Source organism: Phyllobacterium sp. SYP-B3895 (assembly GCF_009647635.1).
GTDB lineage: Bacteria > Pseudomonadota > Alphaproteobacteria > Rhizobiales > Rhizobiaceae > Phyllobacterium > Phyllobacterium pellucidum.
The window spans coordinates 187,781-206,443 of record NZ_WJIG01000004.1; the positions used below are offsets into that span (position 1 = coordinate 187,781).

The window sequence follows — 18,663 nt, forward strand, 5'->3', positions numbered from 1 at the left end:
CAATTTCAATCTTAATTTACGCCAGGTCAGGTCAAACGGACCTCGGCGACATTGTCCTTGTAATCTTCCTTCGGATCGACGCCGAGCAGCATTTTGACTCCCGCCAGCAGACTGGATTCGTTGAGCCATATCTCGGCCCGCTCGGCGTCAAACCGCAATAATGTCAGCTTGGGATCGTCCTTGCCGCCTTCAAACCAGGCCGCCACGAACCGGTTCCATAGCCGGTCTATGGTTTCCCGATCGTTGAAGACTGTGAGCCCGCCGTGAACGGCTGCAAAAAGGTCGTTACCTTTCGCCGCGAACGTCGCGACAGCTCTGCTCTCGCCCTGCAGGTTTTGTACGAGCGAATTCTCGGTCGAGGTGAAGAAGTAAATGGGACCGTGATCGCCTTCGAGTTGAGCGGTCATTGGACGAGTGTGGCTCTCTTCAACGCCCACCAATCCCAACATCATGGTCATATCGGATTTCAGGGATTTCCAGAATTTTTCCCGCAGTTCCGGTGCAGTTGGCATGTTGTCATTCCTTTCGACGATTGACATGCATAACTGCCGCGATCGCTAAAGGTTTCGCGATCGCACCATTATTTTCCCCCATCGTGCTGCAAACCTACCGCTTGCACCAGGATCAACCTCGCCTACCGCTGGAAGAACATATACAGGCCGCTGAACACAAGCAGAGCCAGCGGCACCAATGGAGCGTACACGATCGCGAGCGGCGCTGGACCGAACGTCATCGAGACAAAATTCGCCAGAATGGTGAGGGTCAGCAGAATTCCGAGCCACCGATGGCTCTGGCGTATCCAATAGTGCAAGATCATGAGAGCCTCCTTGAAAGAGCATCCAGGATGGAATGTGGCACATGGCAACCTCAACGAGCCTGGACCAGCTTCCAGCCATTGCCTGATGGGTCGCGGAAGCTTGCATCCACGGAGCCGTATCGATCGATCGGTTCTTGGGTGAACTCGACCCCGCGCTTGCTCATGGCTTCGAATGCAGCCTGGCAATCGTCGACCACCAGAACCAGCGGCGGCATCGCACCCTTGGCCACGGCTTCAGCCAGGCCCTGAGCCGTTGCGTCATCGACGGTCGGAGCCTGCGGACGGAACAGGCCCAACTGGAAGTCCGGCTGGTCGGGATGCTGGACGGTCAGCCAGCGATAGTCGCCATTGCGCGCATCCGTGTGCACCCGAAATCCCAGCTTTTCGACATAGAACTGAAGCGCTTCGTCCTGGTCATGGACATAGACGCCGGCAACTTGAACACCATTTTTCATGAGTCATCTCCCTTTCGCCCGTCGTGCCTACCCTCTTTCGTTCGTCGGCGCTTCTCCGAAACTGCCATTTTGAGGTGCGGCCTTTGCGCGGCGCTCACGAAACAATGGGGAACCTCCTCGAGATCTCCGGGAACAAGCTGCATTCGTCGCCTTAGTTCGCTTGGGCTTTCACCGGTCACGTCGCGGAAGGTGCGTCCAAACGTTCCAAGACTGTTCCAGCCTGTCTGCAGCGCGATTTCGATGATGGGCGTGTCAGTATCCCGCAAGAGCGCTGCGGCGCGCTCGACCCGCCGCGTCAGCAGGTAACGATGCGGCGGTATGCCGAAGGCGTCCCGAAACGATCGCGCAAAATAGGCTTCCGAGGCGCCGCTGACCCTTGCCAACCGGGATATCGGCCAATCCTCCTGCGGCGCCGCGTCCATGTGGTCTTTGGCGCGCAGAAGGCGACGCAGCAGTTTCAAATCTCTATTCACGGCGTTTTTGACGATTCTGGTCGGGCGCATAGCCAATGAATGCATGGACTGATGACCGTTGACAATGATAGCGCCCTCGAAAGAGCGGCACTTCATTTTGTCGTCGGGCGTAGCGGCATCTGAAAGGTAAACCTCGTTTCGATGGAAGAAGAGGTTACGACAAGGGTGCCACCATGCGCCTTGGCAATTTCCGATGCGATATATAGTCCAAGCCCCAGGCCTTGTTGACTTGCGCGAACGCCACCACGAAAAAACGGCTGGAAAAGACGTTCCATCGCCTCTTGAGCTATTGGAACGCCGCTATTGGCGACGCTTATCTCCAACATTCCCGATTTCGTGCCTGCTGAAAACCGGATTGGCCGGCTCGCGTCACCATAGGTAATCGCATTGCCGAGAAGGTTTGAAACCATCTGACCAATACGGTCCCTGTCGCAGTAAACTTTTTCGGTGATGTTGAAGTTCGTCTCAATGGAAATGCCGGGCGTTCCCAATTGGAGCTCTTCGGCAATCTGCTTGAGGACGGGGTCGAGCAGTTCGTCCGCATCAAGCCGCAGCGCGAAGCCACTGCCGAGCCTCCCTCGCGCAAAATCGAGCACGTTATCGATCAGGCCCGACATGCGCTGCACGCTGCCTTGCATCAGGGTAACGATCCTCTGTGCCCTTGGGCTTAGGTCTTCTTGCAGGAGCATGCGCGAACCGCCCTCCATCGAAGCGAGCGGGTTGCGAAGATCATGCCCCAAAACCGCAATGAACTGTTCGCGCAACTCCGCTATTGCCAGTTCCTCGCTCAGACCTGCCTCCGCCAGCATCCGTTCGGAGATCGCTTCGCTTTTGGCACCTTCAGCGGCGATTCGCTTGTCGACCAAATCGCGTTCGTAGCGGCGGCGTTGAGCAGCCGGGAAGATGACGACACGGGTAAATTGCAGGTTGCCATCGTCATCCCGCCGCTCTTTCGCGTTGGCAAGCACCGGCAGTTTCTTGCCGTCGCCGGTAACAAAATCGAAAGCGACCTCTTCAAGGAAACCTTGCATGCGCAACAGCGGCGAAAAATGCGTTTCGTAAAACATTCGTCCGGAAAGCGTCAAAAGTTCACTGAATTTTTTGTCGACAAGCTCGAGCTGTGAAACTCCAATCCAACGCGAGAAGGTGAGATTGGACTTGAAGATTCTGCCGTCGGGGCGAAGCGACAGGTACCCGCACGGTGCGTTCTCGTACAGCTCCGCAAGATCTTCGGCGAATGTGCTGTTGGGATCCTCGGGCACGACTCACACAAACGCCTTGATGGCCGCAATGACTTCGCCGGGCGCACTCAGATTGGGGCAATGCCCCGTAGCGTTCAACATAACCAGTTGGCTGTGAGGAATGTGTTGCTTCACGTATTCGCCTACGTTCTCTGAGGCAATAATGTCTTCCCGGCACTGAAGTATCAATGTTCGCGCTGTCACACGTTGAAGATCGTCGCGATTGTCCGACGTGAAAGTGACCCGCGCGAACTCCTTTGCAATGTCAGGGTCGGTTCTGCAGAAGCTGTTGGTTAGCTCTTCACCAAGTTCGGGTCTGTCCGGATTGCCCATAATGGCTGGGGCCATTGCGGCCGACCACCCAAGATGATTGTCCGCGAGGGACTCCAGCAACTCGTCGATCTGAGCACGACTGAAGCCGCCGATGTATTCACCGTCGTCGATGTAGCGGGGCGATGGGCCGACGAGGATCAGGCTGTCGAAAATCGCCGGGTCCTTGAGCGAAGCAATCACGCCGATCATGGCGCTGACGGAATGCCCGACGAACACTGCACCCTTGAGTTCGAGTTCCTTGCCAATCTCGATAAGGTCGTCGGCGTATCCTTCCAGGGACGCATATTTCGCGGAGTCATAAGCGCCAAGATCGGAGCCACCGGCCCCGACATGGTCGAAGAGAATGGTTCTGAACTTGCTTTCGAAGGCAGGCGCCACCAACTTCCACATGTTCTGATCGCAGCCAAAGCCGTGCGCGAACACCATCGACCGTTCCCCGCCGCCGGATAGTTTGACATTGTTGCGCTCTAAAACGGACACCCGGAACTCCTGATTTCGCAAAACGAAGTTCGACTGTATGCTTTGAAAGCTCGAACACCTAACTGCTTCGCGCCGCCGCAGCTCTTTTTTCGCTCTTGGGGCATTAGCCGGTCCGCATATTATCCGCCCCCATCCGCTTCATGCTGCGCATTGGCCCAAGGACGCATCTCCTTCAATCCTGAATGGATGCTGGAAGGTTCCTCGGGTGGTCAAGGAAAGCTGAGATGGCGGCTTAGCGGCGACTCTGGGTGAGCTTCAACCTGCCGAGGGCGGCCGTTGATCGCTAGCATTTTCACTTGCCAGGCCAAATATTGCGTCGACGCGGCCTTCGCTTCGGCCAAAGCCCTGGCTTGGGGATACCCCAGAGTTTCTTATTTCGCTGATGGCATCGCAGCCTGGCAGGATGCCAATTACCCGACTGAAACAAGTTTGACGAAATAGCCGGTCGAGTTCGTGAACTGAGGGCAATAGGGGTAGGCCTACATGGCTTCCCAACTTATGTGTCGTACTTTATTCCTTCACCGGTCGCCAGATGACGCGCTTCTTGTTGACGCGATCGCGGTCGTCTTCGTAGGGCATGACCTCGCAATCTATGGAATTGCAGTCCCGACACCGGAAGGTGAGGCTGGGAAGTGTGCGGCCGTGGCCGAGAACTGCGGCGAGGTCAGTCGCCGTGAAGGTCGCGACCTTATCGCATTTTCGGCAACCGACCCGCACGAACATGCCGTAGCGGGCCGCCTGGCCCAGATTCTTGATTGTCCTTGTCATGGGAACGAAAAGAGAACAAATTGCCCGAGCAAGTCAAGTGGGATGAAACAGTAATGCACCGGGGCACGCGCCGACAACCATGTAACAAATGCTCAACTCGGGGGCTTCGCCGCACCGAGCGCTACCAGACCCGCTAGAGCGCGTCCGGCATGCCTATTTTTGCGACACACCACACCGAACATTGGTATAGTGTTTTCGCTTGGACACGTTCCATCGGAGAATAGCGTCGTGGCAGGCGATATTGGTCTAACGGGCATGTCTGCCTGCGAGGTGGTCAATCTGTTAAATGGCGGTGAGGTAACACCGCTCGACTGTCTCGATGCACTTGAGGTTCGCATTGCCGCCGTCGAGAACGTCGTCAACGCACTTCCGATCCTTTGTTTCGATCGCGCCCGCGATCGAGCCCGTCGCCTGCTCCAACAGCCTCTCGGGTGCCGCGGTCGTTTGGCGGGATTGCCTGTGCCAATCAAGGACCTGACAGACGTTTCCGGCGCTCGCAGCACCTATGGCTCGACAATATTTGCAGACCATGTTCCCGAACAATCCGACATTCTTGTCGAGAGGATGGAGGCCGAGGGCGGTGTTGTTTACGCCAAGTCGAACACCCCAGAATTTGGTGCTGGTGGCAATACATTCAACGACGTCTTCGGGACAACATTGAATCCCTGGAATACTAACCTGTCCGCTGCAGGCTCCTCGGGTGGGGCCGCCGTTGCTCTTGCCACTGGCATGGCCTGGGTCGCGCAAGGCTCCGACCTTGGAGGCAGCTTGCGCAATCCCGCCAGCTTCTGCGGCGTAGTGGGCCTGCGCCCAAGCCCGGGCCGCGTTCCTCGCAGTGCACGATTCAAGATCGACGACCTGCTGAGCGTCAACGGTCCTATGGCTCGTAACGTAGAAGACACAGCGCTTTTGCTAGATGCGATGACCGGCGATAGCCCTGCTGACCCTCTGTCGTTACCGCGGACCGAGAGTTTCCTTGCCGCAGCGCGCTCCGGCTGGCGGCCGGCGCGGGTGGCCTTTTCCGCCGATCTTGGCATTACGCCCGTTGACCCGGAGGTCGCCTCGATCTGTCGCGCAGCAGCTGCAAGCTTGGCGGCAATTGGCACGCATGTTGAAGAGGCGCATCCCGATCTCTCGGAGGCCCATGACACGTTCAGCGTCCTGCGCGGCATGGCCTTTGCCATAAGTTACGGCGCGCTTCTGGAACCACATCGGGACAAAATGAAGCCGGAAGTCGTATGGAATATTGAAAAGGGGCTCAGCTATTCGATGGCAGATATCGTACGAGCGGAAAACAATCGCGCGGCGATTTACCGAAGGATGCATGCCTTTTTCGAGACTTATGACCTCCTTCTTTGTCCGGCCACGGTCGTAGCCGCCTATCCTGCCAGCGACAGATACGTGAAGGAATGTGCCGGCTATGCCTTTCCTAATTATTTCGAATGGCTGGCAATAGCCTACGCAATTTCCCTGACAGCAGCGCCGGCGCTCAGCCTGCCTTGCGGGTTCACCAAAGATGGACGTCCGGTCGGACTACAAATCGTCGGCCGCACCCGCGCCGAGGGACAGGTACTTGCTGCCGCCCGTGCACTGGAACTCCTTTTGGACCTTCATCCACCGACGCCGATAGACCCACGACCGCCGCGCCATGTTTGATTTCATGAATGTCAGTCCGGAAGGCAGGTCTTGGCGCCAGGCAACAGTTGCACACCGATTGTTGATTACTGTTTGTATCCCTTTGCCTGCATGCAGCTATTGATCAGATTGGCTTCTTCCTTCCGTCTGGCAGAACTATCGGAAGCCAAGGAAGCCGTCGCACTCGCGGCCTGATATTTGCACTGCACCATATCATTGTCTGCCGGAGTCGCCGGAGCCTCGCTATGGACCCACTTTTTTTCGGAAGAAGCACACGACGCGAGCACTATGAGTGGAACCACGATCAGCAGGAAACGGCTCCGGGAAAGTTGCTTAGAAAACGTGTCGTTTGAATTTGTAACTGGATTGCGCATCGTTCGAATTCCTCATTTTATGGGTCTATGCTGTGTACGAAGCCTCCCATTTGGTGGCCGACGCGGGTATTCCGTAGTGCCAACACTATCGTATTTGCTGTTGATAGTCCCGTAATCGCTGCCGCTCACTCGCGGCATCTTCATACGCCCCCTCTTTCCGAACGATGCATTACTTGCAAATATGGCGATACCGCAGCATTTGTCTCCATCGCCTGCGTCTTATGGAACAGACAGGTTTGGCCCGCGTTCCATCACTGAACCATTAATCATTTACGGTTCTAATGACGACGATTGCGGCAGATATGTTTTCAGGCGGCTCGCTATTCTATGCCCTGACTGCGATGGCTCTCTTTGTCGGAGTGTGGCTGTTTTTCATTTTACGCCAGCATATGAGATGATCGATCGGCATGAACAATAATAGAGCCTGGTATCTCCGGATTGCCGCTTTTGCCCTGATCCTGATCGTGTTCCTGGGCGCGAGCGTTTACTTCCTTCCGTCTTGAAGGGTGGAAAAAGCCGGATATTCAACATCAACACGTAATTTTGGAACGGGCGCGGTTTCTTAGGTGAATGCTGATGGAGGGTGTATACTGCTCAACGGAGGATATATGCTAAAAACCTATTATAATTGCCCTATTTCCGATGAACCTGTTCATGAAGTGCTACCCCGAGACGGCGATTTCGTTGAATTCTTCTGCCCGACCTGCGGACAGTTTCGGATTTCAAATAAATCGATCACATCGATGCGCCACAGATCGCGCGGCGAGCGAGAGGCCATGCTGACCGACGCCAGGCGCGATGCTCAAGGCGGAGATGGCATTCCGCTCATAAGAGACAGCCATTCACATGCGAGGAAAACAGATGACCAACGATAAGACGACTTCCACATGGAAGAACCGCCCTCCGGGCAAAATCGGAGAAACCTACACTGTCGATCACCTCATGGAAGCGTTTAACCTCAACAGGGATGATGCCGAACAGTTGATCATCAAATTCAACGGTGATTGCGAGCGGATCAATGCTTCGGTCAGCGCGCGAAAGAGTCGCCGTTAGCCACATTTTTTTCGAGCCCCTTTTGCTCACGCTAAAAAGGGCACAATCCTATGGCCTTACAGGCAAGACATTTCTTTCGACTGAAATCAATCTCCTGTCACAAATGAAGGAAACCGATGACGCTATACCTATGGTATTTCATCGTTCTAGGCGGCCCCGTCGTACTGGGCGCCATAATCGCATTCGATATGATGAAGCGCAGGCAATCTGCCAAGCTCAACGGGGAAGCCCAGGCCATCAAAAAGCTTTGTCCCGCGGAATAAGCCATTCGCTGATTTGCAGCCGCCACTTAAAAGCCCCCTTGCCTACCCGCGCACTTCCCGGAGGTGTTCTCTCACTTCTTCCGGTCACGCGGCGTGCCATAGGCCGAGTCGCGCGGTCGCGAGTACTGATCTATTCTTGGCAAGGTATCATCGAAGGCAATCCAGGGAAGCTTCAACTGCCAATAGGCATGCGCAGCGGGGGCGAAATGTTCAGGATGATCGAAGAAGCCGATCGTCAAATATATCTCGCCGGCTATGCCCTCATCCTCGTACCCGATTGAGGTGCCACAGGTACCGCAGAAGCTGCGCACTACCCCACTCGTTCTTGAGAAGGTCTTTGGTGGCTCATGCGTAAAGCGAAATTGTGCCGTTTTGTAACCCACCCAGATCGTTAGCGGTGATCCGATCGCGCGGCGACAATCATCGTCGTGATCGTAGCAGATCCAGAACGGTTCGCCCTCGGCCTCGGCGGTGACTTGCCCGCAAAAGCAGGCGCAGGTTTCCAGCCTTTGTGTCATTCATTTCGAACCAATTGCCTGAAATTTAGTTCCGCATCGGTCAATTTGCATTTATACATTTTGGATCGATTGCCAAGAATTGGGACCCAGCGAATAAAGATTTGGTCTCGCGATGGTGTAGCATTATTTTGGCGGCCGCTTGGCAACATGCACCACGTCGGGGGAATCCATATGAAGAGCAGCGTCACAGCCTGGTTTATCTTTGCTTTGGTTTTCATTGCGGCCGCGATAATCTATTTTGGTGTACCACTCATTTGGCATGCCTTGTTTGATCGTCCAGCATAGCCAAGGTGAGCGTCCGCTTCCTCTAACACCTTTCCGGAGAAATGATGAGGAAACTCAGTTTAACGAGATCTGTTATGTGGGGCGCTATACTTGGATGCCTGCTGATGGCCATATGGATACTCTATACGGGCAGGGCGCGAAGCGTTCCCGCAACAGGATATCTTGTCGAGCTTCTCGGAGGGGCAGCGGTCGGAGCGGGACTGCTATCCCTAATCGTATGGCTTGTCGGATTGGCTGCGCGCCAGAAATAGCAATCGGGACGACCGCCGCCGATTTTTCCTGTCATCATCGTCTGAAAAGAGGGACGCAGTTCATGTTCTACGCCATCTTGGCCTATCACGAGGAAGAGATTGTCGAATCATGGTCGAAAGAGGAGGACGCATCTTTGATGGCCGAACTTCTGGAAATCGGCGACCGCCTCGTAAAGGAAAAGAGCCTGGGCCCAGCGGCCCGCCTCGGGCCGACCCGGCGCGCGATCACATTGCGTGGGAAGGGAGCCGGTATCGTCACTGACGGGCCATTTGCAGAAACAAAGGAGCAATTGCTCGGCTTCTATGTTGTTGAGTGCCCCGCAATTGAGGGAGCGATCGCCATTGCCCGCGACTTGCGCCGTGCCAACCCGACCGCCGTCTATGAAGTCCGCCCGGTCTTGCTCTACCAGTCCGGGGCGACGCTATCAGACAGGGATTGATTGGCACTCCCGGTGGGAGCTCGCTCGACCGCCAAAATATGTACGATCACGTCTGTACTCCCGCTATCTGGCCGAATGAAGCCGAAGCCCTTCTGAGAAGTGAACCAGCCATGTGTCGTCCCCTCTGTTGTATATAACAAGGTATCGAGGGCAGTAGTAGGATCAAGCGGTAGCATCACCGACGGATGGAAAACCCATTGTCGGCTGTCCTCATGACAAACTCGAGTATCGGTCTCAAGTGGGCGACCTTTGCTCTGAACACGACAATGCCGGCGCCATTACGGTGTCTCAAACGGAACAAATGCGTAGCGAAAGGTAGGGTTCATCGGCCGCCATGATCGCATGCGCTTTGATTAAACCCGCAGATATTGACGGAGATACCCAACTCAGCCGCCAGCGCTGCTTTCGTCCACATGGCTGCGTCCGCCGCCTCGGCGGAGGTGCCATAGACAACTTGAACATGGTTCGCTTTATGCCGCGCCATCATGGCGTCGCGATCAACGCCTGTCAGGACGGCGTGCATGATAGGCCATTCGGGATTGGTCGCCCGCGACCGTCGTTCCGTCTCAGCTTCTGACAACGCTACGGCCTGGCCGCGACCAATATCCATATGAAGCGTGCCGTCTGCCACAAAGATTCGGCTCCACACGAGTTCACCGGCTTTAGCGACACCGCGCAGAGTGCCGCCTCCGGCAGGAAAGAACATTGCCGGTTGGCGGAAGCTTTCCGATCCTGCCCAGCCACCCTCGTGGTGTGCCGGAGGCGCCGCTCCCGAAATCTCGAAGACCCAGATGAAATCGTCGCGGCCACCCGAGCGGTCTATGTCGCCCCAGCGAATATCGTGCAAGGTATTTTCCACCGGCTGGCCAAGCGCGCGATGAACGCGATTGGTCATGACTCCATCGAGCGCTGCGCACTCATCGACTTCGTTGAAATGGACGATCGCTTCGCCCGGCTTGATCGGCTTGCCATCGCGGCCGATGACGTCGGGGCGGTCATCATTATTGAGCATTCCCTCGACGAGATCAGAGGCAGGAAGAAGGTCCTTCAGTCCTTGCTGATACTGAATTCCAACTGCCTCGCAGCCGAAGGCGTCGGCTATTCGCACCACGGCGATGTACATGCGGCATTGGTCGATAACCTGCGCTTCGGTAAGCTCAATTTTCGGATCGTCACCGAAGTGGAATGTCATGCCCTTTGCGACCATCCAATTGTACACTTGACGCGCTTCGGTCTCTGATACTTGCATCGTTGCGTGGTAGAGCGCCGACTGGGACAGCCGTTCCTTCCAGAAGCCCAGCGGCATCAGAAGTTCGTCGGGGATGATTGCATTGTACATACCCATGCAGCCTTCATCAAAAACGCCAAGGATGACCTTGTCGCGCCGGATGGATTTTGCAAGCTCCCGGCCAAGCCTCGCTGCCTCGGCGGGCAAGCGAGCCTTGTCCAGTGCGATGGCATGCGACGTGTCATGCTCGAATCTACCAGTTTCGAGCCACTTCTTTAGTCCAGAGCGAAAGAAGGTGTCGTCGAATGTCTCGCTCCATAGTGTCGAGTAGGCGACGCCGGCTTTGGTGAGGGAACCGTTCAGATTGAGAAGTCCGACGAGCCCGGGCCATTCCCCGGCCCAGTTGGCAACAGTCAAGATTGGTCCGCTGTGGTTGACGAGGCCGGCGAGCACGTGATGCGAATATTGCCAGACCGCCTCGGCGACAATAAGCGGCACCGCGGGGTCGATCGTGGCAAAAATGTCCATGCCTTCGCGCTGTGAGGCGATAAACCCGTGGCCCTTATCATTTCGGAATGGATGGGCACGCACGAGGTCGTGGCCTAGACTGGCCAATACCTCGGTGAGTTTCCGCTCCATCGCCGCCTGGGCCGGCCAGCACTTGACATTCGCACTCTCCCGCAGGTCACCGCTGGCGACAAGCATTATCCTGGTCATAATCGTTCCTCTTAATTCAGCGGCTCGGCCGACATCATTTGCGCGTAAGCGGCAAAGTCTTCCTGCATCCTGCGGAACACTTTGTATTTTGCCTGGTGATACCGCCGAATCTTTCCCGATCGTGGTTCGACAACCGTTCCGTCTCCACTCATGGCTGACATCGCGGAAGCAATGTCATTGAATGCGCCGGCCGCTACGGCGCCGAGAATGGCAGAACCCAACAGCACTGGTTCCGATTGCGCCGGCACCACCACACGGCACCCCGTCGCGTCGGCATGCTCCCGGAGATAAAGTGTATTCTTTGCGAGCCCGCCACTGACTACGAGGCTCGACACCTCGATCCCCTTGCGTTGCATCTCTTCAATGATATGGCGCGTGCCATAGGCGAGTGCCTGGATGGTCGCGAGATAGTCGAGTGCAAGGTCGTCAACATCGGAATCAAGGGTGAGCCCGCTCACCGCGCCTTTTCGCCACGCTTGCGCCAAGGGCGAACGGTTTCCGTGAAAATCGGGGTTGAGGTGCCTATCCGCCGTCAAGAAGGCGGGCTCGTCCGCCATAGCGGCCAGGTGCCGATGCAATTGTTCGGCGGGCCTACTATTGTCGCCAAGCGTGGCGCTGGCGGCATGGCGAGCGATAACAGCATCGATCAGCGCGCCGGCGGCGGATTGCCCGCCTTCACTGGCCCACACTCCTGGAAGCAGCACGGAATAATAGGGTCCCCATACACCGCCTACGAAGATAGGTTCTTCGGAAGTTACAATGTGACATGATGATGTGCCGCCAATAAGCGCAAGGCTTGCGCCGCGAGCAGCGCTGACGCCCAACGTTCCGAGCGCGCCGGCATAGGCGTCGATCATGCCGCTCGAAACGGCAATACCAGGTTGAAGGCCGAGTTCCGCCGCTGCAGTCTCGCTCAATTGTCCAATGGCCGTTCCCGCCGGCGCAAATTGGTTGCCGATCGCCAGGTGATCACTGTCCCCGAGATCGCCAAGGCCAATTGCGGCGAGGAATTCTTGATCCCATCCTTCGCCATTGAACCCCTTGTGCCCGAGATAGGTCCACTTGCACACAGCCGAGCAGACGGACCGGGTGCTGGTGCCTGTTGCCCTGTGGACGAGCCAGTCGGGAAGGTCCCAAAACGTAGCGGCAATCTTCCAGCTCTCCGGCAGTTCGCGCTTGAGCCACCGAAGTTTTGGCATCTGCATTTCCGGAGATATACGTCCGCCGACATAGTCAAGAACCTCGCCGCCAATTGCATTGATTTCATCGGCATCGCCAATTGCCCGGTGGTCCATCCAAAGGATGATGTCACTATCCGGTGTCGAATTGGGGCAGACGCTTACCGGTTTTCCAGTCTCACCGACAACGACGAGCGAGCAGGTGGCGTCGAAGCCGATACCGACGATGCTGGCAGGGGCGATTCCGGCGCTTTCCGTCGCCGCAACCACCGCCATACAAACTGCGCGCCAGACGCCGGCTGAGCTCTGCTGGGCGAAGTTCGGGCGCGGGCGAAGCGTTTCGATCGCGGCAATACCTGTTCCGAGCAGCGTGCCCCGGGCATCAAAGACGCCGGCGCGGGCACTGCCCGTCCCGACGTCAATTCCCAAAAATGCTTTCATGCGATTTTCCCGTGTCGTTCCCGCACCGACTACCAGGCAGTAAAGCCGCCATCCACGACCACATTCGAGCCGGTCATGTAGGACGAGGCATCGGAGGCAAGGAAGCGGATCACCCCGTTGTACTCATTGATCTCGGCCTGCCGGCGCATGGGCACGCGGTCGAGGAAGGCTTCGACGAATTCCTTATCGAAGCTTGCCGTCTTTACGCCGCCGAAGGAGATGAGGTTGACGCGAACGTTCTTCGTTCCCCAGTAAGTGCCGAGATAGCGCGTCAGGTTGACCAGGCCCGACTTCGATGCGGCGTAGGAGATCGCCTTGACGAATGGGATGCCGTCGCGCTCTTCGCGATAAGCATAGAGAGCTTGGTTCGGCGAGACGATGCCGTAAATCGAGCCGACATTGATGATCGAACCGCGCCCAACCTCAGCCATCTTGCTGCCGACGACCTGGCTCGTCAGCATGACGCCCGTAAGGTTGGTATCGATGATTTCATCCCAATATTTCTGCGGGTAGACCTCGAAGGGCGCATTCTGCTCCGCCGAGCCGTCAGGCTTGGAGTCTATCCCGGCATTGTTGACGAGGATGTGCGGTACACCCCAATCGTCGATCAGTTGTTCGGTCGCCTTTTCGAGGGCGGCCTTGTCGGTCACGCTTGCTTCGTAGACGCGAATGCGGTCTGTGAGGCCCGGGAACTTTTCGGCAAGCTTCTCGGCGCTGAAAGGACGTCTGCTGAAGATTGCTACCTTTACGCCAGCCTCCGCAAGCGACTTGGAGAATTGCGTGCCTAGCTGACCGAGACCGCCCGTGACGACCGCGACGCGGCCACTGATATCAAATGCATCACTCATGGTGTTTTTCCTGGTGTCCTGAAATGTTCGGTGGTCAAGCGGACTTAGCGGATGTATCAACCGCTTCGCGCGCGCGGCGCAGTCCCTCATTGAGGAACAGGACGTCATTTCCCATGATGATCATGTCGACGCCCTTCTTCTTGAGCGCGGTGACGTTCTCGGCAACAGGCGGAATGCATGGTGCCATCACCTTGATGCCGCGCGCATGGCATTTTTCGATGAGCTCGGCGAGCTTCTCCTCGATTTCAGGATGCGACATCGAATAGTCGATGGAGATGCGCCGCGAAATCGAGTAGTCCGCCGGTCCGAAGTTGATGACGTCGATACCTTCGACGTCGAGGATCTCGTCGATATTGTCGAAGAACTCGTAGCTCTCGGCCATTGGAATGACGAGACGGGTTGCGTTCTCGTGCTCCATGTAGGCCGACCACTGGAAACCGGGCCCGGCAAAGCCGGCGGCACGACAACTCGCATCACCGCCACGGCGGCCAAAGGGCGGGAATTTAGCCGCCCTCACGATGGCGCGCGCCTGTTCGGCCGTGCCGACTTGCGGCACGATAACCCCTGTTGCCCCGAATTCGAGCGACTTGCGAATGTCCCATTCATTGGTGCCGCGTACCCGCACGAGAGGCGCGATTCCCGCGAGCAGCGCGACAAGCACCAGTTTTTCCATATGTGCATCGACGTTGACCGGCGTGTGTTCGGCGTCGATGAAGGCGAAGTCGAGCCCCCAGTTTCCGGCGGCCTCGATGGCAGCCGTCGATCCCGTGTAAAAAGTGGCGCCGAACGTCGGCTCGCCGTTTTTCAACTTGCTGGCTAGTTTGGTGTTCTCTGGTCCGGGCAATTTCTCAGTCTCCTTGGTGGTAATGGCTTGGCCGCTCACTTGAGATCGGGCGCGATGAAGTTTTTCAGTTCCGGCGTTTTTGGATGGGTGAAGATTTCTTCCGATTTACCTTCTTCCCAGACCGTGCCCTGGTGCATGAAGACGGTGCGGGTGGCGACGCGGCGGGCGAACCCCATCTCGTGCGTGACCAGAACCATGGTCATGCCGGCTTCAGCGAGCTGAGCGATCGTCTTGAGAACCTCGCCTGTCAGTTCGGGATCGAGCGCCGACGTCACCTCGTCGAATAGCATTACCTTTGGCTTCATTGCCAAGGATCGCGCTATGGCAACGCGCTGTTGCTGACCGCCCGATAATTCGTCCGGATAAGCATCGGCCTTCTCTGCCAATCCGACGCGGCTCAGGACCTCCCGCACCAGCGCTGAACCTTCATCACGTGGCAGCCCTTTGACGACGCGTGGCGCAAGCGTGATGTTTTCGGCGACGGAAAGGTGCGGAAAGAGGTTATAGCTTTGAAACACCATGCCGACCTCCTTGCGCAATTCACGCAGGTTGGCGCGGGATTGGTCGAGCTTGTGGCCTACAACTTCGATCGTGCCTTCCTGGAACGGCTCAAGCCCGTTGATGCAGCGGAGCATGGTGCTCTTGCCAGAGCCCGAGCGGCCTATGACCGCGACGACATCGCCGTTTTCCACCGCAAGATTTATGCCTTTGAGGACAGGAACGTTGCCGTAGGATTTTTTGAGATTCTCAATGCGCAGTGCCGGCATGTTTTCTTTCCTTGAGTTTCTCGCTCCACCACGACAGGGGATAGCAAATGACGAAGTACATCGCGGCGACCGTCAGGAAGACGTGGAAGGGCTGGAACGTCATGTTGTTGAGGAGCTGGCCGGCCCGTGTCAGTTCGACGAAGCCAATCAGAGCGGTCACGGACGTATTCTTCACGATCTGCACCATGAACCCGACTGTGGGACCGAGCGAGATTTTAAATGCCTGTGGCAGGATCACATAGCGCAGGCGTTGGAACGGGCTGAGTGCGAGCGCGTCGGCTGCTTCCCATTGCGTGCGCGGAATCGCCTCGATACAGCCGCGCCAGATATCGGCAAGGAATGCAGTGGCGTAAATCGTCAGCGAGATCGCTGCCGCGGCCAACGGCGGGAAATAGAAGCCAAGAAAGCTCAATCCGTAATAGGAGAGGAAGACGACAATCAGCAGCGGAGTGGCCTGAACGAGCTGGATATAACCCGCCACCAGCGTCCGTAGCCAATTTGGGCCGAGGGAACGCGCAATAGCAAAGAGCAGGCCGAAGATCCCGCCGCCGACGAATGTGCACAGGGAGAGGCCGACGGTCCACACAAGACCGTGGAAAAGGAATTGTACGCTCTGCCAACCGAAGGACTGGATCATGATTCGACCTCGCGGGGGAGGGTGAGTGTTGCGGCTGCAGACCCCGTCTTGGGGACGCGGCGACGGAACAGCCACAGCCCGACCAGCCAATAGAGAAAGCGGAAAACGAAGGTCATGGTGACGTAGATTGCCGCCAAAACCAGAAAGGTTTCGAGACTGCGGAAGGTCTGCGATTCGATCTTTGCGCCTGCCAGGGTCAATTCGGTCGCCGAAATGGCGGACGCGATGGACGTGCCAAGCAGAGTCAGCGTGAGCTGTCCGGTTAGAGAGGGATAGATGATACGCAGTGCCGGAATAATGACGACATAGCGCATGACCTGAAGGCGCGAGAGGCCCAGCGCGAGACCCGCCTCGATTTGCGTCTTCGGAATGGCGAGCAGGCCTGCTCGAAAGATTTCGGCCGAATAGGCTCCAAGGTTAAGGGAAATTGCGAAGATTGCCGCCTCATTGGCAGTCAGTCGGATTCCCATATAGGGCAACCCGAAAAACAGAAGGAACAGCTGCACGAGCAGCGGCGTATTGCGAAAGGCTTCAACGTAGGTGGCGCTGACAACGGCGCCCCACTTCGGGCCATCCACGCGCAGCAACGCGGCTGCGAGTCCGATCGTTAGCCCGATGCCGATGGACTGACTCGACAGTATTAGAGTGTCGATGGTGCCGCTGATCAATTCCGGCGTTCGCGCCAAAACGGGCGTGAAATTCATCTCGTATGCCATGACGGTCTCCTGCTGTGCCCGAGCCGGGGATCTTGACGATCCGGCTCGGGACAGGGCATGCACAAGTCGACGTTTTGTTAGAAGGTCGGAAGCTTGCCACCGGGGACAGGAATGCCGATCCACTTCCTGTGCAGTTGATCAAGCTTGCCGGTCACTTCGATGTAGTAGATGAAGTTGTTCAGCCACTGGTGGAGTTCAGTCGCATCTTTGCGCGTGGCCATCGACCAATAGAGGGTGAAGAGCGGAACGTCTTTCTTCACTTCGAGATTGCTGAGATTACGCTTGGTAATGATGTCGTTGGCGACCGCGGCAACAGCAGCTGTTGCATCGACCTGACCGGAGATCAGCGCCTGCATCGCAAGCGCATCGTCGTCGAATCGAACGACTTCAAGACCTTCGACACCGTAACCGCTGACTGCAACGTCCTGTGTACTGCCTTTAGGTACAGAAACTCGCTTACCTTTGAGATCGTCGAGCGAAGTCAGCTTCATATCCTTGGCCGCAACAAAGCGCATCTCATAGGCGCCGTAGGGATTGGTCATAAGGAACGTCTTGGCCCGTTCCGGTGTCGCGGTCATTTGCGCGATGAGGAAATCCACGCGGCCGGACTCAAGCGCTGCAGCCCGTGAAGCGTTGTTCACCGGTACAATCTCGAGCTTTACACCAAGGGCAGCTGCGGCCTCCTTGGCAAGGTCGACGATGAACCCGTCGGTGTTGCCGTTGGCATCTACCGTATCATAAGGCGGGATGCCGGTTAGAACACCGATGGTGGCGCTGCCCTTCTTGGCGATATCCGCCGTTGTCTGTGCACTTGCACCTGTTGCAGATGCAGCCAAAACGGCCGCCAGGGCAATGATGCCGCCGACCAAATGTCGCAAACGTTTGATCATTTTATTCTCCTCCCTCGTTCGTTACGGATCGCACTAATCGTGGCGTACCGTTTGCTTGCCACCGCCCTAACGTCCGGGCGACCTGCAGAGCGACTGCCACCTACCGTGCGTGCCCTGAACTAACTCTTGACATATGACTTATGACATAAGTATGAGTCAAGCACGTTCGCTGAATAAATTGCAGCACATGATTGTGATGAAGAGCGACGGCCACCTGGGGTTGCAGTTGCGGTCGTGGGACTGAAGGAGAGGGCGAAAATGAGATCCACCGAACAGGCGCCGCCTGAAGCGAGGCCGCGAAGCAGGCTTCATTCCTCGGTCGCGAGTGCGCTCGAGGACCAGATCATTTCGGGCGCCTTGCCGATTGGGGAGCGGCTTCCATCGGAAAGTGAAATTGCCCGTGACTTTGGTGTATCCACGCGGTCTGTGCGAGAAGCGATGCAAATCCTTGAGACCAAGGGACTCGTCAGACGTCGACACGGTGAACGCACCATCGTCGTCCGGGATGATGTCGCTGAGTTTCTGGGGACGCTCGCCGTTACGGTTCGGCAACGCTTCGCCAGCGACTCGGAGTATCTCCTACAGTTGATGGTCGTACGCCGCATGATCGAAACCGAGGTGGTGGGCCTGCTGACAGCCAAGGCACAGCCGGTGAATGCCGAGGTAGAGGCGGCCCTTGAAGCGATGCGCGTTGCTCGCGACAATGAGGATTTTGCAGGATTTACGCAGGCTGACGCAGCCTTTCATCTGGCTCTCGTACACTCGACAGGAAATGCGATCCTGTCTGTCTTCTACGACAATCTCTACGGCCTCATCACCGAAGTCATCCGAGTCACCAGCCGTGTCCCAAGCAAATCACTCGCGGCCGCCTATGCGGAGCACGCGGATATCTTCGAAATGATCCGCAACCGTGATGAGGCTGGTGCGAAAACGCTAATGCGCGCCCAAATCGACAACAGTGCAGCTTATCTGCGGGTCGCGATCGAAAATGCCAACGCTAAGGAAAAATGA

General features: G+C 56.8%; 22 protein-coding genes. 5 read left to right on the top strand and 17 right to left on the bottom strand.

Translation table 11 applies throughout. The annotated features are described in order from the left end of the window. Positions 1-26: 26 nt before the first annotated feature. The 7 genes from GF108_RS18570 to GF108_RS18600 all read right to left on the bottom strand — a co-directional run bounded on the left by GF108_RS18570 (position 27) and on the right by GF108_RS18600 (position 4,567). On the bottom strand, positions 27-512 hold the full coding sequence (locus GF108_RS18570) for a pyridoxamine 5'-phosphate oxidase family protein (protein WP_153669799.1): 486 nt from the start codon (positions 510-512) through the stop codon (positions 27-29). A 122-nt stretch (positions 513-634) separates the two neighbouring features. Further along, positions 635-817, bottom strand: coding sequence for a hypothetical protein (locus GF108_RS18575; RefSeq protein WP_036814642.1), 183 nt, complete (start codon positions 815-817; stop codon positions 635-637). Positions 818-867: 50 nt separating this feature from the next. Further along, complete coding sequence (locus tag GF108_RS18580; RefSeq protein WP_153669801.1) at positions 868-1,272, bottom strand: VOC family protein; 405 nt, start codon at positions 1,270-1,272, stop codon at positions 868-870. Continuing rightward, positions 1,269-1,733, bottom strand: a complete 465-nt coding sequence (locus GF108_RS18585; RefSeq protein WP_246664025.1) for a helix-turn-helix domain-containing protein — start codon at positions 1,731-1,733, stop codon at positions 1,269-1,271. The genes GF108_RS18580 and GF108_RS18585 overlap by 4 nt, the downstream gene beginning before the upstream one ends. A gap of 104 nt (positions 1,734-1,837) precedes the next feature. Next, a complete protein-coding gene (locus GF108_RS18590; RefSeq protein ID WP_370462227.1) occupies positions 1,838-3,007 on the bottom strand; it encodes an ATP-binding protein in 1,170 nt (389 codons plus the stop codon). 3 nt (positions 3,008-3,010) lie between these two features. After that, positions 3,011-3,799, bottom strand: a complete 789-nt coding sequence (locus GF108_RS18595; RefSeq protein ID WP_370462253.1) for an alpha/beta fold hydrolase — start codon at positions 3,797-3,799, stop codon at positions 3,011-3,013. A 510-nt stretch (positions 3,800-4,309) separates the two neighbouring features. After that, positions 4,310-4,567, bottom strand: a complete 258-nt coding sequence (locus GF108_RS18600; protein WP_027232142.1) for a hypothetical protein — start codon at positions 4,565-4,567, stop codon at positions 4,310-4,312. A gap of 255 nt (positions 4,568-4,822) precedes the next feature. Here GF108_RS18600 and GF108_RS18605 point away from each other — a divergent pair, with 255 nt between their 5' ends. Further along, entirely contained in the window at positions 4,823-6,223 is a 1,401-nt protein-coding gene (locus GF108_RS18605; protein WP_153670271.1) for an amidase, read from the top strand. A 1,214-nt stretch (positions 6,224-7,437) separates the two neighbouring features. Then, positions 7,438-7,629 (top strand): hypothetical protein, encoded by a 192-nt coding sequence (locus tag GF108_RS18610; protein ID WP_113281297.1) that lies wholly within the window; start codon positions 7,438-7,440, stop codon positions 7,627-7,629. Between the two features lie 334 nt (positions 7,630-7,963). Here the strand turns inward: GF108_RS18610 and GF108_RS18615 are convergent, their stop codons facing one another. Further along, on the bottom strand, positions 7,964-8,410 hold the full coding sequence (locus GF108_RS18615; protein WP_153669805.1) for a GFA family protein: 447 nt from the start codon (positions 8,408-8,410) through the stop codon (positions 7,964-7,966). A gap of 389 nt (positions 8,411-8,799) precedes the next feature. Here GF108_RS18615 and GF108_RS18620 point away from each other — a divergent pair, with 389 nt between their 5' ends. Both GF108_RS18620 and GF108_RS18625 read left to right on the top strand, forming a co-directional pair. Continuing rightward, the gene (locus GF108_RS18620; RefSeq protein ID WP_153669807.1) at positions 8,800-8,946 is read left to right on the top strand and encodes a hypothetical protein; all 147 of its coding nucleotides are present in this window, start codon (positions 8,800-8,802) and stop codon (positions 8,944-8,946) included. Positions 8,947-9,008: 62 nt separating this feature from the next. After that, positions 9,009-9,386 carry a YciI family protein gene (locus GF108_RS18625; protein WP_153669809.1) on the top strand — a complete coding sequence of 126 codons (378 nt, stop codon included), beginning with the start codon at positions 9,009-9,011 and terminating at the stop codon, positions 9,384-9,386. Here the strand turns inward: GF108_RS18625 and GF108_RS18630 are convergent. From GF108_RS18630 to GF108_RS18670, 9 genes are all read right to left on the bottom strand, one after another. Then, positions 9,350-9,562, bottom strand: coding sequence for a cold shock domain-containing protein (locus GF108_RS18630; RefSeq protein ID WP_153669810.1), 213 nt, complete (start codon positions 9,560-9,562; stop codon positions 9,350-9,352). The genes GF108_RS18625 and GF108_RS18630 overlap by 37 nt on opposite strands. Before the next feature lie 146 nt (positions 9,563-9,708). Further along, the gene (locus tag GF108_RS18635; protein WP_153669812.1) at positions 9,709-11,331 is read right to left on the bottom strand and encodes a fucose isomerase; all 1,623 of its coding nucleotides are present in this window, start codon (positions 11,329-11,331) and stop codon (positions 9,709-9,711) included. An 11-nt stretch (positions 11,332-11,342) separates the two neighbouring features. After that, complete coding sequence (locus GF108_RS18640) at positions 11,343-12,950, bottom strand: FGGY-family carbohydrate kinase (RefSeq protein WP_153669814.1); 1,608 nt, start codon at positions 12,948-12,950, stop codon at positions 11,343-11,345. 29 nt (positions 12,951-12,979) lie between these two features. After that, positions 12,980-13,798 carry an SDR family oxidoreductase gene (locus GF108_RS18645; RefSeq protein WP_091946751.1) on the bottom strand — a complete coding sequence of 273 codons (819 nt, stop codon included), beginning with the start codon at positions 13,796-13,798 and terminating at the stop codon, positions 12,980-12,982. Between the two features lie 34 nt (positions 13,799-13,832). Next, positions 13,833-14,642, bottom strand: coding sequence for an HpcH/HpaI aldolase/citrate lyase family protein (locus GF108_RS18650; protein WP_153669816.1), 810 nt, complete (start codon positions 14,640-14,642; stop codon positions 13,833-13,835). A gap of 35 nt (positions 14,643-14,677) precedes the next feature. Further along, positions 14,678-15,409: an amino acid ABC transporter ATP-binding protein gene (locus GF108_RS18655; RefSeq protein ID WP_091923277.1), complete on the bottom strand. Its 732-nt coding sequence runs from the start codon at positions 15,407-15,409 to the stop codon at positions 14,678-14,680. Continuing rightward, positions 15,390-16,049 (bottom strand): amino acid ABC transporter permease, encoded by a 660-nt coding sequence (locus GF108_RS18660; RefSeq protein ID WP_370462254.1) that lies wholly within the window; start codon positions 16,047-16,049, stop codon positions 15,390-15,392. The genes GF108_RS18655 and GF108_RS18660 overlap by 20 nt, the downstream gene beginning before the upstream one ends. Continuing rightward, positions 16,043-16,762 (bottom strand): amino acid ABC transporter permease, encoded by a 720-nt coding sequence (locus GF108_RS18665; RefSeq protein ID WP_153669820.1) that lies wholly within the window; start codon positions 16,760-16,762, stop codon positions 16,043-16,045. The genes GF108_RS18660 and GF108_RS18665 overlap by 7 nt, the downstream gene beginning before the upstream one ends. 77 nt (positions 16,763-16,839) lie before the next feature. Further along, positions 16,840-17,652, bottom strand: coding sequence for a transporter substrate-binding domain-containing protein (locus tag GF108_RS18670; protein ID WP_153669822.1), 813 nt, complete (start codon positions 17,650-17,652; stop codon positions 16,840-16,842). Positions 17,653-17,910: 258 nt separating this feature from the next. On the opposite strand from GF108_RS18670, the gene GF108_RS18675 reads away from it, so the two are divergent. After that, a complete protein-coding gene (locus GF108_RS18675; RefSeq protein WP_153669824.1) occupies positions 17,911-18,663 on the top strand; it encodes a FadR/GntR family transcriptional regulator in 753 nt (250 codons plus the stop codon).

Bases quoted from the DNA above. Each gene is read 5' to 3' on its own strand.
- GF108_RS18580 (WP_153669801.1), bottom strand. From the start codon at position 1,272: ATGAAAAATGGTGTTCAAGTTGCCGGCGTCTATGTCCATGACCAGGAC.
- GF108_RS18630 (WP_153669810.1), bottom strand. From the start codon at position 9,562: ATGCTACCGCTTGATCCTACTACTGCCCTCGATACCTTGTTATATACA.
- GF108_RS18600 (WP_027232142.1), bottom strand. From the start codon at position 4,567: ATGACAAGGACAATCAAGAATCTGGGCCAGGCGGCCCGCTACGGCATG.
- GF108_RS18655 (WP_091923277.1), bottom strand. From the start codon at position 15,409: ATGCCGGCACTGCGCATTGAGAATCTCAAAAAATCCTACGGCAACGTT.
- GF108_RS18615 (WP_153669805.1), bottom strand. From the start codon at position 8,410: ATGACACAAAGGCTGGAAACCTGCGCCTGCTTTTGCGGGCAAGTCACC.
- GF108_RS18620 (WP_153669807.1), top strand. From the start codon at position 8,800: ATGGCCATATGGATACTCTATACGGGCAGGGCGCGAAGCGTTCCCGCA.
- GF108_RS18635 (WP_153669812.1), bottom strand. From the start codon at position 11,331: ATGACCAGGATAATGCTTGTCGCCAGCGGTGACCTGCGGGAGAGTGCG.
- GF108_RS18610 (WP_113281297.1), top strand. From the start codon at position 7,438: ATGACCAACGATAAGACGACTTCCACATGGAAGAACCGCCCTCCGGGC.
- GF108_RS18645 (WP_091946751.1), bottom strand. From the start codon at position 13,798: ATGAGTGATGCATTTGATATCAGTGGCCGCGTCGCGGTCGTCACGGGC.
- GF108_RS18575 (WP_036814642.1), bottom strand. From the start codon at position 817: ATGATCTTGCACTATTGGATACGCCAGAGCCATCGGTGGCTCGGAATT.
- GF108_RS18665 (WP_153669820.1), bottom strand. From the start codon at position 16,762: ATGGCATACGAGATGAATTTCACGCCCGTTTTGGCGCGAACGCCGGAA.
- GF108_RS18605 (WP_153670271.1), top strand. From the start codon at position 4,823: ATGTCTGCCTGCGAGGTGGTCAATCTGTTAAATGGCGGTGAGGTAACA.
- GF108_RS18625 (WP_153669809.1), top strand. From the start codon at position 9,009: ATGTTCTACGCCATCTTGGCCTATCACGAGGAAGAGATTGTCGAATCA.
- GF108_RS18670 (WP_153669822.1), bottom strand. From the start codon at position 17,652: ATGATCAAACGTTTGCGACATTTGGTCGGCGGCATCATTGCCCTGGCG.
- GF108_RS18640 (WP_153669814.1), bottom strand. From the start codon at position 12,950: ATGAAAGCATTTTTGGGAATTGACGTCGGGACGGGCAGTGCCCGCGCC.
- GF108_RS18570 (WP_153669799.1), bottom strand. From the start codon at position 512: ATGCCAACTGCACCGGAACTGCGGGAAAAATTCTGGAAATCCCTGAAA.
- GF108_RS18675 (WP_153669824.1), top strand. From the start codon at position 17,911: ATGAGATCCACCGAACAGGCGCCGCCTGAAGCGAGGCCGCGAAGCAGG.